The organism is Pseudomonas sp. NPDC090592, from assembly GCF_044769185.1.
Classification (GTDB): domain Bacteria; phylum Pseudomonadota; class Gammaproteobacteria; order Pseudomonadales; family Pseudomonadaceae; genus Aquipseudomonas.
On record NZ_JBIVXJ010000019.1, the window covers coordinates 1 to 14439 of the forward strand.

Consider the following 14439-nt stretch of genomic DNA (forward strand, 5'->3'; position numbering starts at 1 on the left):
GCTCGGCTTCAAGGCCTTCCCTCGATGATCAGTCGAGAACTTTCGCCTTTTGAGAGGCGAAAGTCGAGATACAAGGAGCGGCCTTGTGTCGCGATTGGGCTGTGAAACAGCCCTGGCTATCTTAAGCCTTGCTGATGAGGTTGCCCGCGTGCAACCCGCATTCTTTCTGCGTCGACTCTTCCCACCACCAGCGCCCTTCACGCTCATGCTGGTTCGGCAACACCGGCCGGGTGCAAGGCTCGCAGCCAATGCTGATGAAGCCGCGCTCATGCAGGCTGTTGTACGGCAGCTCCAGCATGCGGATATAACCCCACACTTCCGCGCTGCTCATTTGTGCCAGCGGGTTGAACTTGTACAGGGTGCGCTCGGGCGTGGAAAATGCGCCGTCGATTTCCAGTGCCGCCACCTGGCTGCGGGTGCCCGGGCTCTGGTCGCGGCGCTGGCCGGTGGCCCAGGCGCTCACGGTGGCAAGCTTGCGCCGCAGCGGCTCGATCTTGCGGATCCCGCAGCACTCGCCGTGGCCATCCTTGTAGAAGCTGAACAGGCCCTTTTCCTTGACGAACGGGTCGAGCTTGTCACGGTCTGCGCTGAGGATTTCAATCGGCAGGTTGTACTGCTCGCGCACCTGGTCGATGAACCGGTAGGTCTCCGGGTGCAGGCGACCGGTGTCGAGGCTGAACACCTTGACTTGCTTGTTCAGCTTCCAGGCCATGTCGACCAGCACCACGTCCTCGGCGCCGCTGAAGGAGATCCACAGGTCATCACCAAAATGCTCGAAGGCGAGCTTGAGGATGTCCTGCGGGGACTTGTTGGCATAGGTCGCGGCCAGGGCGGCGACGTCGAAGGGTTGGCTCATCAGGCGGTTTCCATCTTGGCTGTGGCGCTGTGCGCTCGTAGTAAGGTGATGGTAACAAAAAAACGCGGGCTAGACGGACTCACAAGCCCTGCAAGGTCTCCATCAGTACCCGCACTTTGGCGATCGACTCTTCATATTCAGCCTGCCACTCGGAGTCGGCCACCACCGCGCCGCCGCCCCAGCAACTGACCTGGCCGTCCTTGACCAGCAGGCTGCGAATGGCAATTGAACTGTCCATTTCCCCGCGCACGTCCACATACAGCAGCGAGCCGCAGTACAGCGCCCGGCGTGCCGGTTCCAGTTCGTCGATGATCTGCATGGCGCGGATCTTCGGCGCGCCCGTGATCGAGCCGCCGGGGAAGCTGTCGCCGATCAGGTCCAGCGCATCCTTGTCGCTGGCCAGCTGGCCGGTGACGCTGCTGACCAGGTGGTGCACGTTGGGGTAGCTTTCCAGGCTGAACAGCTCCGGTACCCTTACCGAACCGATCTGACAGGTGCGCCCGAGGTCGTTGCGCAGCAGGTCGACGATCATCAGGTTTTCCGAGCGGTCCTTGGGACTGCACAGCAGCTCATCGGCATTGCGCTGGTCTTCAAGCGGGTCGCTGGCGCGCGGGCGGGTGCCCTTGATCGGCCGGGTTTCCACCTGGCCTTGGCTGACGCGGATGAAACGCTCGGGCGAAAAGCTCAGCAGGGCACTGCCATCGGCCAGTTGCTGGTAGCCGGAAAACGGCGTAGGGCAGGCCTGGCGTAGCGCCTGGTAGGCGCGCCACGGGTCGCCTTGGCAGGGGGCGCGGAAGCGTTGAGTCAGGTTGATCTGGTAGCAGTCGCCGGCCTGGATGTAGCGTTGTACCTGGTTGAAAGCGGCTTCGTACTGCTGCGGCTGTAGGTCACCGGCCATTGGCGCGAGCAACTGGAAAGCGCCGGTTGCTGCGTTGCTACCGCCTTCGAACAGGCTGATCAGGCGCTCTCGCTCCTCGCTTGCCAGGCTCGGGTGAAAGACCAGCTGGCTGGTGCCGTGCTGGTGGTCGCTGACCAGTGCCCAGGCATACAGCCCCAGCTGCGCGTCGGGCAGGCCGAGGTCGTCCACGGCCAGGCTTGGCAGGTGCTCCAGGCGGCGGCCGAAGTCGTAGCTCAGGTAGCCGATCAGCCCGCCGGCAAAGGGCACCTCTACGCCATCGGGCACGTCGGCATGGCCCAGTTGTGCCAGGCTGGCGCGCAGGCGCTGGAGGAACACGCGGCCGCCTTCATCGGCTTGTGCTTGCAACTGTTGTAGGGGCCAGGCGCTGAGCAGGTCGAAGCGACCGCGTTCGGCACCGGGGCGGGCGCTGTCGAGCAGAATCGCGCCGGGGGCCTGGCGCAGGCGGGCGAAATAGGCAGCAGGGTCGGGCTGGTAGGGCAGGGCGTGCAGCGTACAGGTCGGCATCAGTGTGGACGGCGATGTAAAAGCGAGGAGGGCGATTGTAGACCTGTGTAGGAAAAGCGCCTAGCACTGGGCGCGACATTCAACATTGCGTTTAATGCAGGGGCCGCTTTGCGGCCCATCGCCGGCAAGCCAGCTCCCACAGGGACTGCGCGATCTTGAGAGATGCACTACACCTGTGGGAGCTGGCTTGCCGGCGATGGGCTGCGCAGCAGCCCCGCTATTTCAGCGGTTGGGCACATGCCCGAACAACCCTTGCGCTACCCGAACGCGCTGTTCGGCATCTTCGGTAATACCATCCTTGGCCAGCGCTTCGATGTGTGCCTCGATGGCGTGGGTACGCTGGGTCAGGCCGCAGTCGTTGGCAATCTGGATATTCAGGCCGGGGCGGGCGTTCAGTTCCAGGATCAGCGGGCCTTTCTCCTGGTCCAGCACCATGTCCACACCGATATAACCCAGCCCGCACAGCTCGTAACAGCCGGCAGCCAGCTTCATGAAGCCGTCCCAGTTCGGCAACTGCACGCCGTCCACGGCGTTGGTGGTGTCCGGGTGCTTGCTGATGATGTTGTTCAGCCAGGTGCCGCGCAGGGTCACGCCGGTGGCGAGGTCGACGCCCACGCCGATAGCGCCCTGGTGCAGGTTGGCCTTGCCGCCGGACTGGCGGGTCGGCAAGCGCAGCATGGCCATGACCGGGTAGCCCATCAGCACGATGATGCGGATGTCCGGTACGCCTTCGTAGCTGATGCTCTTGAAGATCTGGTCAGGCGTGACCCGGTACTCGATCAGCGCACGGTCGCGGTGGCCGCCCAGCGAGTACAGGCCGGTGAGGATGCTCGAGATCTGGTGCTCGATTTCCTCATGGCTGATGATCTTGCCGGACACCGTGCGGTAGCGGTCCTCGAAGCGGTCGGCAATCACCAGGATGCCGTCACCGCCAGCGCCTTGCGCCGGCTTGATGACGAAATCGCTGCGCCCGCCAATGATCTGGTCGAGCTTCTCGATTTCTTTCTCGGTTTCGATGATGCCGTACATTTCCGGCACATGGATACCGGCCGCCAGGGCGCGCTCCTTGGTGATGATCTTGTCGTCGACAATCGGGTACAAGTGGCGCTTGTTGTACTTCAACACGTAGTCCGCGTTGCGCCGGTTGATACCCATGATGCCCCGGGCCTCCAGGGCTTTCCACGTCTTGATCAAGCCAAACATCAGGCGTCAGCCTTCTTCAGGAATGCCTTGAAGCGCACGAGCTCGGTCAGGCGGTAGCCACGGTAGCGGCCCATCGCCAGCATGAAGCCCACCAGGATCAGCAGTACGGCCGGGAAGGTGAACACGAAGTACACCAGCTCCGGCACCATCATCAGCAGGTGCGCGACCGAAGCGGCAAACAGGGTGCCGATGGCCACTTTCATGGCATGGCCACCGCCACGTTCTTCCCAGGTGATCGACAGGCGTTCGATGGTCATGGTCAGGATCACCATCGGGAACAGTGCCACCGACAATCCGCGCTCAAGGCCCAGCTTGTGGCTGAACAGGCTGATGGCGGCGATCAGCACCACGACGAAGGTCAGCACCACCGACAGCCGCGGCAGCATCTGCAACTTGAGGTGTTCCAGGTAAGAGCGCAGCGACAGCCCCAGTGCCGTGATCACCGTGAACAGCACGATGCCGAAGCCCAGTTGGGTCTCGCGGAAGGCCAGGGCGATCAGTACCGGGGTGAAGGTACCCAGGGTCTGCAGGCCGATCAGGTTGCGCAGCACCAGGATCACCAGCACGCCGATCGGGATCATTACCATGATCATGAAGGTTTGCTGGGTTTGCAGCGGCAGGCTGTATAGCGAGTACTCAAGGAAGTCGGCGTCGGTATTCTCGTCGGTCAGCTTGGCCAGGCGGATGGCGTTCATCTCGCTGTTGTTCATGCTGAAGGTGACATTGGCTTTCTTGCCGCCGTCGACGGTGATCAGGTTGTCATCACCGGTCCACCACAGCAGGCGGTCGCTGGGCAGGCCCTGCTCGCCGGTATCCGGGTTGAAGTACAGCCAGTCTGTGCCGTTGAAGCTGCGCAGCCACAATTCCGGCGTTTGCGGGGTGTCGGCCACCAGGCGGATGGTGTGCACCTTCTCCATCGGTACGTGGGCGATCGACAGCAGCAGGTCGATGACCTGGGCCTTCTTCATCGGCGAAGTGTCACCGGCCAGCAGCAGCTTGACGTTGTCGTCGTTGAGGTTGTTGACCCGCTTGATGGTCTCGCTGACAAACGTCTCGACGTCGGCCGAATGCTGGCGGATCGGTGCCATCAGTGCTTCGGCGGCGATTTTCTCGGGGCCTTCGATGGCCAGGCTGTCACGGAAGGTCGGGCCTTTTACCGTGGTTTTTTCGTTGCTGTAGCGCTTGGTCAGCACCAGGCGGTAGTAGAGGGTCTGGTTGCCGTTGGCCCGGCGGGCCGACCAGGTCACCTTGCGGTTGCCGTCGGCACGGTTGACGCTGACCCCGTAGTTGTTGGAGATGAAGCTCTCGTTGAGGCTGACGTAGTCGCGGTTCAACGGCGGCACGAACATCTGGATCTTCACCGGGTCCTTGGTGCTGGCGACGAACTCGACCTTGGCGTCGATGTTCCACAGGTCGTCGGTTTCATCCTCGGTCACCGGGATGCCGAGGAAGAAGATCTGATAAGCCGTGACCGCCACGCCCAATAGCACCAGTACGGTGATCAGGACTTTCAGATGGAGGGTAAGAGAGCGCATCGGGATTACTCTGCTTTGGGAGCGTCGGTGGCACAGGCAGGTTTGCCGGCCGCGTATTTAAGGCTTGGGTCAACCAGCGCGTCGAAGTGCTTGAGCGCCTCGGAGCCAATCAACAGCGGGAACTGGAAGGCGCTGCGGTCGGTGAGGTTGACTTCGATGGTGCGCATGGCCTGGCCCATGCAGATTTCAAGTTCGATGACCGGGCGGGCCGTGTAGGCCTTGCCTGACTCTGCATCGTAGTCGCCGGCGCGGCGCTTGATCTTGCTCACGCGTGCCAGCGGGCGTTCGATCGGGTGCGAGTGGGCGGCATCGATGGCGAGGTAGAAGCGCACCCAGCTTTCGCCGTTACGTTTGAAACGCTTGATGTCGCGGGCACTGAGCGAGGCGGTCTTGGCACCGGTGTCGAGCTTGGCGGCCACTTCCAGGTCCAGATCGCCCAGGCGGGCATATTCGTTGAGACCGTACACGGTCTTGCCCGCCGCCTGGCCAAGGGCCGGCAGCAGGGTGAGGCATAGCAGCAATAAAACGGGTGTAAGTCTCATATTCCTGGCGCGGTACTGTGCAAGGTTCGGGGCAAGGCGACTGGCAACTACTGCGCAAGCTTCCTCGTTCATCTGTCAACAAGCATGAATGGATGACAGACAGGCTATCCATACTCCATCGGAGGCGCGGCATTCTATCACGCCGACGTCTTGACGCCAGCGGTGCGCGATCTGACAGCGCATTGCCAGCGTTAGTTCGTTCTTAGGCGATTGTCGACAATGTTGATTGTGTCTTTGACTTGAAGGGCTCTGTTCGCTAATTTATGGCGAAGAGATTTTCAAGGTGTCGACAATATGCAAGACCTTTCCACCCCCGATGCGGTGCTGGCAGACGAAACGGAAACCTTGTCCGAAAACGTCTTCCGACGCATCCAGGCGGCCATCGTCAAGGGTGACATCGCCCCCGGCAGCAAGATTTCCGAGCCGGAGCTGGCGCGCACCTATGGCATTAGCCGTGGGCCGCTGCGCGAGGCCATCCATCGCCTGGAGGGGCAGCGCCTGCTGGTGCGCGTACCGCATGTGGGCGCGCGGGTGGTTTCGCTCAACCACGCCGAGCTGATCGAGCTTTACGAAATTCGTGAGTCGCTGGAGGGCATGGCCTGCCGCCTGGCCGCCGAGCGCATGAGCCAGGCCGATATCGACGAACTGCGCCGGGTGCTCGACACCCACGAGCGCGACGCTGCGTTCCAGGCCGGCCTGGGTTACTACCAGCAGGAAGGTGACTACGACTTCCACTACCGGATCATCCAGGGCAGCGGCAACCAGACCCTGGTCAAGATGCTGTGCGGCGAGCTGTACCAGTTGGTGCGCATGTACCGCATCCAGTTCTCGGCCACGCCCAACCGGCCGCGCCAGGCCTTTGCCGAGCACCACCGTATTCTCGACGCCATCGCCGACCGTGACGGCGAGCTGGCCGAACTCCTGATGCGCCGCCATATCGGCGCGTCCAAGCGCAATATCGAGCGTCATTACCTGGACGCCCACAACAACAGCCCACGAGGTGAGAAATGACTGTGAAGAGCACCCCCGGTCAGCGTTTTCGCGATGCCGTTGCCGCTGAACGCCCGCTGCAAGTGGTTGGCGCCATCAATGCCAACCACGCCCTGCTGGCCAAGCGCGCCGGCTTCAAGGCCATCTACCTGTCCGGTGGCGGTGTGGCCGCGGGCTCGCTGGGCCTGCCGGACCTGGGCATTACTGGCCTGGACGACGTACTCACCGACGTGCGCCGCATCACTGACGTCTGCGACTTGCCACTGCTGGTGGATGTCGATACCGGCTTCGGTGCTTCGGCCTTCAACGTTGCCCGCACTGTGCGTTCCATGAGCAAGTTTGGCGCTGCCGCCATCCATATCGAGGACCAGGTGGGCGCCAAGCGCTGCGGGCATCGCCCGAACAAGGAAATCGTCAGCCAGCAGGAAATGGTCGACCGCATCAAGGCCGCCGTCGATGCCCGCAGCGACGACAGCTTTGTGATCATGGCGCGTACCGACGCCCTGGCCGTCGAAGGCTTGAACGCTGCCCTTGATCGCGCAGAGGCGTGCATCGAGGCCGGCGCCGACATGATCTTCCCGGAGGCCATCACCGAACTGCAGATGTACAAGACCTTCGCTGATCGGGTGAAGGCGCCGATCCTGGCCAACATCACCGAATTCGGTGCCACGCCGCTGTATACCACTGAAGAGCTGGCCTCGGTCGACGTTTCGCTGGTGCTGTACCCGCTGTCGGCCTTCCGCGCCATGAACAAGGCGGCCGAAAACGTGTACACCGCACTGCGCCGCGACGGCACGCAGAAAAACGTGATCGACACCATGCAAACCCGCATGGAGCTCTACGATGCCATTGGTTACCACGCCTTCGAGCAGAGCCTCGACGCGCTGTTTGCCCAGAAAAAGGGCTGAGCAACACCCCGAATTAGCCAGAAAAAATCCATAACAAATTCAAGAAAGGAGAAACACCATGGCCGAAGCGAAAGTACTCAGTGGCGCAGGCCTGCGCGGTCAGGTGGCCGGCCAGACCGCACTGTCGACAGTGGGCCAGGCAGGTGCCGGACTCACCTACCGCGGTTACGACGTGCGCGACCTGGCAGCCGGTGCCGAATTCGAAGAAGTCGCTTACCTGCTGCTGTACGGCGAGCTGCCAACCAAGGCCGAACTGGCGGACTACAAGCGTAAGCTCAAGGGCCTGCGTGACCTGCCGCAAGCGCTGAAGGAAGTGCTGGAGCGCATCCCGCGTGACGCCCATCCGATGGACGTGATGCGCACCGGTTGCTCGGTGCTGGGCACGCTGGAGCCCGAACTTACCTTCGAAGCCCAGCGCGACAAGACCGACCGCTTGCTGGCGCTGTTCCCGGCTGTGATGTGCTACTGGTACCGCTTCACCCATCATGGCGTGCGCATCGATTGCACCAGTGACGAAGACACCCTCGGCGGCCACTTCCTGCACCTGCTGCACGGCAAGAAGCCGAGCGAGTTGCACGTCAAGGTAATGAACGTGTCGCTGATCCTGTACGCCGAGCATGAGTTCAACGCCTCTACCTTCACCGCCCGCGTCTGCGCCTCGACCCTGTCCGACCTGTACTCCTGCGTCACCGCTGCCATCGGCTCGCTGCGCGGCCCGCTGCACGGCGGGGCCAACGAGGCGGCAATGGAGCTGATCGAGCGTTTCCAGAGCCCGCAGGACGCCACCGCCGAGCTGCTGCGCATGCTTGAGCGCAAGGACAAGATCATGGGCTTTGGCCATGCCATCTACAAAGAGTCCGACCCGCGCAACGAGGTGATCAAGGGCTGGTCGAAGCAGTTGGCCGACGAAGTGGGCGACACGGTGCTGTACCCGGTGTCCGAAGCCATCGACAAGACCATGTGGGAGCAGAAGCGCCTGTTCCCCAACGCCGACTTCTACCATGCCTCGGCGTATCACTTCATGGGCATCCCGACCAAGCTGTTCACCCCGATCTTCGTTTGCTCGCGTCTGACCGGCTGGGCGGCGCACGTCTTTGAGCAGCGCGCCAACAACCGCATCATCCGCCCGAGTGCCGAGTATGTCGGCGTCGAGCAGCGCCAGTTCGTACCGATCGAACAGCGCTGAATAGATATAGAGAGGCAGCCCGTTTCCCCTGTGGGAGCGGGCGTGCCCGCGAATGCGTCCGTACTGGCAACCGTTTTGCACCTGCTGACGCATTCGCGGGCATGCCCGCTCCCACAGGGCCGGCGAAACCTTCCGAACCCTGTGACCGAGCCTGACTCCATTATGAACACTGCATACCGCAAGCACCTGCCAGGCACCGACCTGGACTACTTCGATGCCCGTGCGGCGGTCGAGGCGATCAAGCCCGGCGCCTACGACGGCCTGCCATACACCTCCCGCGTGCTCGCCGAAAACCTCGTGCGCCGCTGTGACCCGGCCACCCTCAATGCCTCGCTGGGCCAGCTGATCGAGCGCCAGCGCGACCTCGACTTCCCGTGGTTCCCGGCCCGCGTGGTGTGCCACGACATTCTCGGCCAGACAGCGCTGGTCGACCTGGCCGGCCTGCGTGATGCCATTGCCGACAAAGGCGGTGACCCGGCCGCCGTCAACCCGGTGGTGCCGGTGCAGCTGATCGTCGACCACTCGCTGGCCGTCGAGTGTGGTGGTTTTGACCCACAGGCGTTCGAAAAGAACCGTGCCATCGAGGACCGCCGCAACGAAGACCGCTTCCACTTCATCAACTGGACCAAGAAGGCCTTCAAGAACGTCGACGTGATCCAGCCGGGCAACGGCATCATGCACCAGATCAACCTGGAGAAGATGTCGCCGGTCATCCACAACGACCGTGGCGTGGCCTACCCGGATACCTGTGTTGGTACCGACAGCCACACGCCACATGTCGACGCCTTGGGCGTGATTGCCATCGGCGTCGGTGGGCTGGAAGCGGAAAACGTGATGCTCGGGCGCGCTTCGTGGATGCGCCTGCCGGAAATCGTCGGTGTCGAGCTGACCGGCAAGCTGGCACCGAACATCACCGCTACCGACCTGGTGCTGGCCCTGACCGAGTTCCTGCGCAAGCAGAAAGTCGTTGGCGCGTACCTTGAGTTCCACGGCGAGGGTGCCCGCGCCCTGACCCTGGGCGACCGCGCCACCATCTCCAACATGGCCCCGGAATACGGCGCTACTGCAGCGATGTTCGCCATCGACCAGCAGACCATCGACTACCTGCGCCTGACCGGCCGTGAAGAGCAGCAGGTCAAGCTGGTGGAAACCTACGCCAAGGCGACCGGCCTGTGGGCTGACAGCCTGAGCGGCGCCGTCTACGAGCGCACCCTGAGCTTCGACCTGTCGGGCGTGGTACGCAACATGGCAGGCCCGTCCAACCCGCATGCCCGCGTTGCCACCAGCGACCTGGCAGCCAAAGGCATTGCCGGTAACTGGGAAGATGTACCAGGTCAGATGCCTGACGGCGCGGTGATCATTGCCGCTATCACCAGCTGCACCAACACCAGCAACCCGCGCAACGTGATTGCCGCCGGCCTCATGGCGCGCAATGCCAACAAGCTGGGCCTGGCTCGCAAGCCGTGGGTCAAGTCATCGCTGGCGCCAGGCTCCAAGGCCGTGCAGCTGTACCTGCAAGAGGCCGGCCTGGAGAAGGAGCTGGAGCAGCTCGGCTTTGGCATCGTCGCCTTCGCCTGCACCACTTGCAACGGCATGTCGGGCGCACTCGACCCGGCCATCCAGCAAGAGATCATCGACCGCGACTTGTACGCCACCGCCGTGCTGTCGGGCAACCGCAACTTCGACGGGCGTATTCACCCGTATGCCAAGCAGGCGTTCCTGGCTTCGCCGCCGTTGGTGGTGGCCTACGCCATTGCCGGTACCATCCGCTTCGACATCGAGAAGGATGTGCTGGGCGTGGTCGATGGCAAGGAAATCCGCCTCAAGGACATCTGGCCCAGCGATGAAGAAATCGACGCTGTGGTGCGTGCTGCGGTCAAGCCAGAGCAGTTCCGCAAGGTGTACATCCCGATGTTCGCCATCGAGGAAGACCGTGGGCCGAAGGTGGCGCCGCTGTACGACTGGCGCCCGATGAGCACCTACATCCGTCGCCCGCCCTACTGGGAAGGTGCCCTGGCCGGTGAGCGCACCCTGCGTGGCATGCGCCCGCTGGCGGTGCTGCCGGACAACATCACCACCGACCACCTGTCGCCGTCCAACGCCATCATGCTCGACAGTGCTGCCGGCGAATACCTGGCAAAAATGGGCTTGCCGGAAGAGGACTTCAACTCCTACGCCACCCACCGTGGCGACCACCTGACCGCCCAGCGCGCCACCTTCGCCAACCCCAAGCTGTTCAACGAAATGGTGCGCGAGGAAGACGGCAGCGTGAAGCAGGGCTCGCTTGCGCGTATCGAGCCGGAAGGCAAGGTCACCCGCATGTGGGAGGCGATCGAGACGTACATGGAGCGCAAGCAGCCGCTGATCATCGTTGCTGGCGCCGACTACGGCCAGGGCTCGTCTCGCGACTGGGCGGCCAAGGGCGTGCGCCTGGCGGGTGTCGAGGCTATCGTTGCCGAAGGCTTCGAGCGCATTCACCGCACCAACCTGGTGGGCATGGGCGTGCTGCCGCTGGAGTTCAAGCCAGGCACCGACCGCAAGACCCTGGGCCTGGACGGTAGTGAGACGTATGACGTTCTGGGTGCGCGTACGCCAAGGGCGAACTTGACCCTGGTGGTGACCCGTAGCAATGGCGAGCGCCTGGAAGTGCCGGTGACCTGCCGCCTGGACACCGCCGAGGAAGTATCGATCTACGAGGCGGGTGGGGTGTTGCAGCGCTTTGCCCAGGACTTCCTCGAAGCGACCGCCTAACCAAGATCAGCGCGGTCCCTGTGGGAGCGGGTTCACCCGCGAAAGCGTCAGCAGGTACAACATTGTTGTCTGGTCGGGCGTATTCGCGGGTAAACCTGCTCCCACAGAGGGCCGTGCAACACAGGAATTGAACATGGCTCATGTACCGCAAGTAAAAATCCCCGCCACCTACATCCGTGGCGGCACCAGCAAAGGCGTGTTCTTCCGCCTGCAAGACCTGCCCGAGCAGGCGCAGGTCCCCGGCCCGGCGCGCGATGCGCTGCTGCTGCGGGTAATCGGTAGCCCCGACCCCTACGGCAAGCAGATCGACGGCATGGGCGGCGCCACATCCAGTACCAGCAAGACCGTGATCCTGTCGCCCAGCATCAAGCCCGAACACGATGTCGACTACCTGTTCGGCCAGGTCAGCATCGACAAGGCCTTCGTCGACTGGAGCGGCAACTGCGGCAACCTGTCGGCTGCCGTAGGTTCGTTCGCCATCAGCAGCGGCCTGGTCGACCCGGCGCGTATTCCGCAAAACGGCGTTGCCACCGTGCGCATCTGGCAGGCGAACATTGGCAAGACCATCATCGCCCACGTGCCGATCACCGAAGGTGAAGTGCAGGAAACCGGCGATTTCGAGCTGGACGGGGTAACTTTCCCTGCGGCGGAGGTGCAACTTGAGTTCCTCGACCCGGCGGCTGACGAAGATGGCGGCGGCGGTTCGATGTTCCCGACAGGTAACCTGGTCGATGACCTGGAGGTGCCGGGTGTGGGCACCTTCAAGGCGACCCTGATCAATGCCGGCATCCCGACCATCTTCGTCAATGCAGCAGACATCGGTTACACCGGTGCCGAGCTGCAGGACGCGATCAACGGCGACCCGCAGGCACTGCTGCGTTTCGAGACCATTCGCGCCTATGGTGCGGTGCGCATGGGGCTGATCGACAATGTCGACCAGGCTGCCGGGCGTCAGCACACGCCAAAAGTCGCATTCGTCGCGCCGCCGAGCACCTACACTGCGTCCAGTGGCAAGGCGGTGCAGGCGGGCGATACCGACCTGCTGGTACGGGCCTTGTCCATGGGTAAACTGCACCATGCGATGATGGGTACGGCTGCGGTGGCAATTGGCACTGCGGCGGCCATTCCGGGCACGTTGGTCAACCTCGCCGCAGGTGGTGGCGAGCGCAGCGCGGTGCGTTTCGGCCACCCCTCGGGCACCTTGCGGGTCGGGGCCGAGGCGCGCCAGGTGAATGGTGAGTGGACAGTGACCAAGGCAATCATGAGCCGCAGTGCTCGCGTGCTGATGGAGGGCTGGGTTCGCGTACCTGGCGATAGCTTCTAACGCACCACTGGCGCTCGGCTTTCGTTCGTTGGGGCCGCTGTGCGGCCCTTCGCGGGCTTGCCCGCTCCCACAGGTAACCACAGCTTCTGAATGCTGTGGTGTACCTGTGGGAGCGGGCAAGCCCGCGAAGGGCTGCAGCGCAGCCCCGGCAATTCTGAAGGGAGCTGGATATGAGCGCCAACGTGGACCTCAACAACCGCCCGGACTACGACCGGGTGCTGCAAACCCTCGCCGACTACGCCCTCGGCTACCGGGTCGAATCCGCCGAAGCCCTGGACACTGCGCGCAACTGCCTGATGGACACGCTCGGTTGTGGCCTGCTGGCCCTACGCTTCCCGGAATGCACCAAACTGCTCGGTCCCCTGGTCGAAGGCACCATCGTGCCCAATGGCGCCCGCGTCCCCGGCACCGCTTACCGCCTCGACCCGGTCAAGGCTGCCTGGGACATCGGTTGCACCGTGCGCTGGCTGGACTACAACGACACCTGGCTGGCTGCCGAATGGGCGCACCCCTCGGACAACCTCGGCGGCATCCTGGCCGTTGCCGATCACCTGTCCCAGAAGCGCATTGCTGCGGGAGAAGCGCCCCTGCTGATGCGTGATGTGCTCGAAGCCATGGTCATGGCCCACGAGATCCAGGGCGTGCTGGCGTTGGAGAACTCGTTCAACCGCGTCGGCCTCGATCACGTGATTCTGGTGAAGGTAGCCTCGACTGCCGTGTGCGCCAGGCTGATGGGGGCCAACCGCGAGCAGATGCTCTCTGCCTTGTCACACGCCTTTGTCGACGGCCAGGCCCTGCGCACTTACCGTCACGCGCCAAATGCCGGCTCGCGCAAATCCTGGGCCGCTGGCGATGCGTCCAGCCGCGGTGTACGCCTGGCCGATATCGCCCTGCGTGGCGAGATGGGCGTGCCGGGCGTACTCACGGCACCGCAGTGGGGCTTCTACGACGTATCGTTCAGCCATACCAACAAGGACCTGGCGCTCAAGCCTGCCGGGCAGTATGAACTGCGCCTGCCCCAGGCCTTGGGCAGCTACGTGATGGAAAACGTGCTGTTCAAGGTCAGTTTTCCTGCCGAGTTCCATGCCCAGACTGCCTGCGAGGCGGCGGTCACCCTGCATCCACGGGTGCGCAACCGCCTGCATGAAATCGACCGCATCGTCATCACCACTCAAGAGTCGGCGATCCGCATCATTTCCAAGAGCGGCCCACTGGCCAATGCGGCTGACCGTGACCACTGTTTGCAGTACATGGTGGCGGTGCCGTTGATCTTTGGGCATCTGCAAGCCGAGCATTATGAAGACGCTTTCCACGCCAACCACCCGAGTATCGATCGCCTGCGCGAGAAGATGGAAGTGGTGGAAGACCCGCGCTTCAGCCGTGAATACCTGGAAGCGGACAAGCGTTCGATCGCCAACGCCTTGCAGGTGTTCTTCAAGGACGGCAGCAGTACCGAACAGGTGGCGGTGGAGTACCCGATCGGGCATCGGCGACGGCGCGAGGAGGGGATTCCGTTGTTGGAGGCCAAGTTCAGGGCCAACCTGGCGACGCGCTTTGCGCGGCAGCGGTGCCAGCAGATTTTCGAACTGTGCAAGGATCAGCAACAGCTGGAGCAGATGGCGGTGCACAGATTTGTGGAGTTGTTCGTGATTTGAGGTTGCCAGTGCCGGCCTCTTCGCGGGCTTGCCCGCTCCCACAGGTGCTCCGCGGGCCCGACTGTG

Annotated in this window: 11 protein-coding genes; 6 read left to right on the forward strand and 5 right to left on the reverse strand. The window is 63.2% G+C overall.

Annotation, left to right across the window (positions count from 1 at the left end; translation table 11 throughout):
• Positions 1 to 121 precede the first annotated feature (121 nt).
• The 5 genes from ACIQUI_RS17690 to ACIQUI_RS17710 form a co-directional block, all read right to left on the reverse strand.
• Entirely contained in the window at positions 122 to 856 is a 735-nt protein-coding gene (locus ACIQUI_RS17690; protein WP_403200916.1) for a phosphoadenylyl-sulfate reductase, read from the reverse strand.
• Positions 857 to 935: 79 nt separating this feature from the next.
• Positions 936 to 2279, reverse strand: coding sequence for an aminodeoxychorismate synthase component I (gene pabB, locus ACIQUI_RS17695; protein ID WP_403200918.1), 1344 nt, complete (start codon positions 2277 to 2279; stop codon positions 936 to 938).
• Positions 2280 to 2501: 222 nt separating this feature from the next.
• A complete protein-coding gene (locus ACIQUI_RS17700; protein WP_391132992.1) occupies positions 2502 to 3482 on the reverse strand; it encodes an alpha-L-glutamate ligase-like protein in 981 nt (326 codons plus the stop codon).
• The gene (locus ACIQUI_RS17705) at positions 3482 to 5017 is read right to left on the reverse strand and encodes an inactive transglutaminase family protein (protein ID WP_403200922.1); all 1536 of its coding nucleotides are present in this window, start codon (positions 5015 to 5017) and stop codon (positions 3482 to 3484) included. Before ACIQUI_RS17705 ends, ACIQUI_RS17700 begins: the two co-directional genes overlap by 1 nt.
• Positions 5018 to 5022: 5 nt before the next feature.
• Positions 5023 to 5559 carry an ATP-dependent zinc protease gene (locus tag ACIQUI_RS17710; protein WP_016485910.1) on the reverse strand — a complete coding sequence of 179 codons (537 nt, stop codon included), beginning with the start codon at positions 5557 to 5559 and terminating at the stop codon, positions 5023 to 5025.
• A gap of 294 nt (positions 5560 to 5853) precedes the next feature.
• Between ACIQUI_RS17710 and ACIQUI_RS17715 the strand changes: the two genes are divergently transcribed.
• The 6 genes from ACIQUI_RS17715 to prpD all read left to right on the forward strand — a co-directional run bounded on the left by ACIQUI_RS17715 (position 5854) and on the right by prpD (position 14373).
• The gene (locus ACIQUI_RS17715; protein WP_403200925.1) at positions 5854 to 6570 is read left to right on the forward strand and encodes a GntR family transcriptional regulator; all 717 of its coding nucleotides are present in this window, start codon (positions 5854 to 5856) and stop codon (positions 6568 to 6570) included.
• Entirely contained in the window at positions 6567 to 7457 is an 891-nt protein-coding gene (gene prpB, locus ACIQUI_RS17720) for a methylisocitrate lyase (protein ID WP_403200927.1), read from the forward strand. Before ACIQUI_RS17715 ends, prpB begins: the two co-directional genes overlap by 4 nt.
• A 58-nt stretch (positions 7458 to 7515) precedes the next feature.
• Positions 7516 to 8643, forward strand: a complete 1128-nt coding sequence (gene prpC / locus ACIQUI_RS17725) for a 2-methylcitrate synthase (RefSeq protein ID WP_403200929.1) — start codon at positions 7516 to 7518, stop codon at positions 8641 to 8643.
• Positions 8644 to 8805: 162 nt separating this feature from the next.
• Positions 8806 to 11394, forward strand: coding sequence for a Fe/S-dependent 2-methylisocitrate dehydratase AcnD (acnD, locus tag ACIQUI_RS17730; RefSeq protein ID WP_403200931.1), 2589 nt, complete (start codon positions 8806 to 8808; stop codon positions 11392 to 11394).
• A 133-nt stretch (positions 11395 to 11527) separates the two neighbouring features.
• Complete coding sequence (prpF, locus tag ACIQUI_RS17735; RefSeq protein WP_403200933.1) at positions 11528 to 12718, forward strand: 2-methylaconitate cis-trans isomerase PrpF; 1191 nt, start codon at positions 11528 to 11530, stop codon at positions 12716 to 12718.
• Between the two features lie 170 nt (positions 12719 to 12888).
• Complete coding sequence (gene prpD, locus ACIQUI_RS17740; protein WP_403200936.1) at positions 12889 to 14373, forward strand: 2-methylcitrate dehydratase; 1485 nt, start codon at positions 12889 to 12891, stop codon at positions 14371 to 14373.
• Positions 14374 to 14439: the final 66 nt, after the last annotated feature.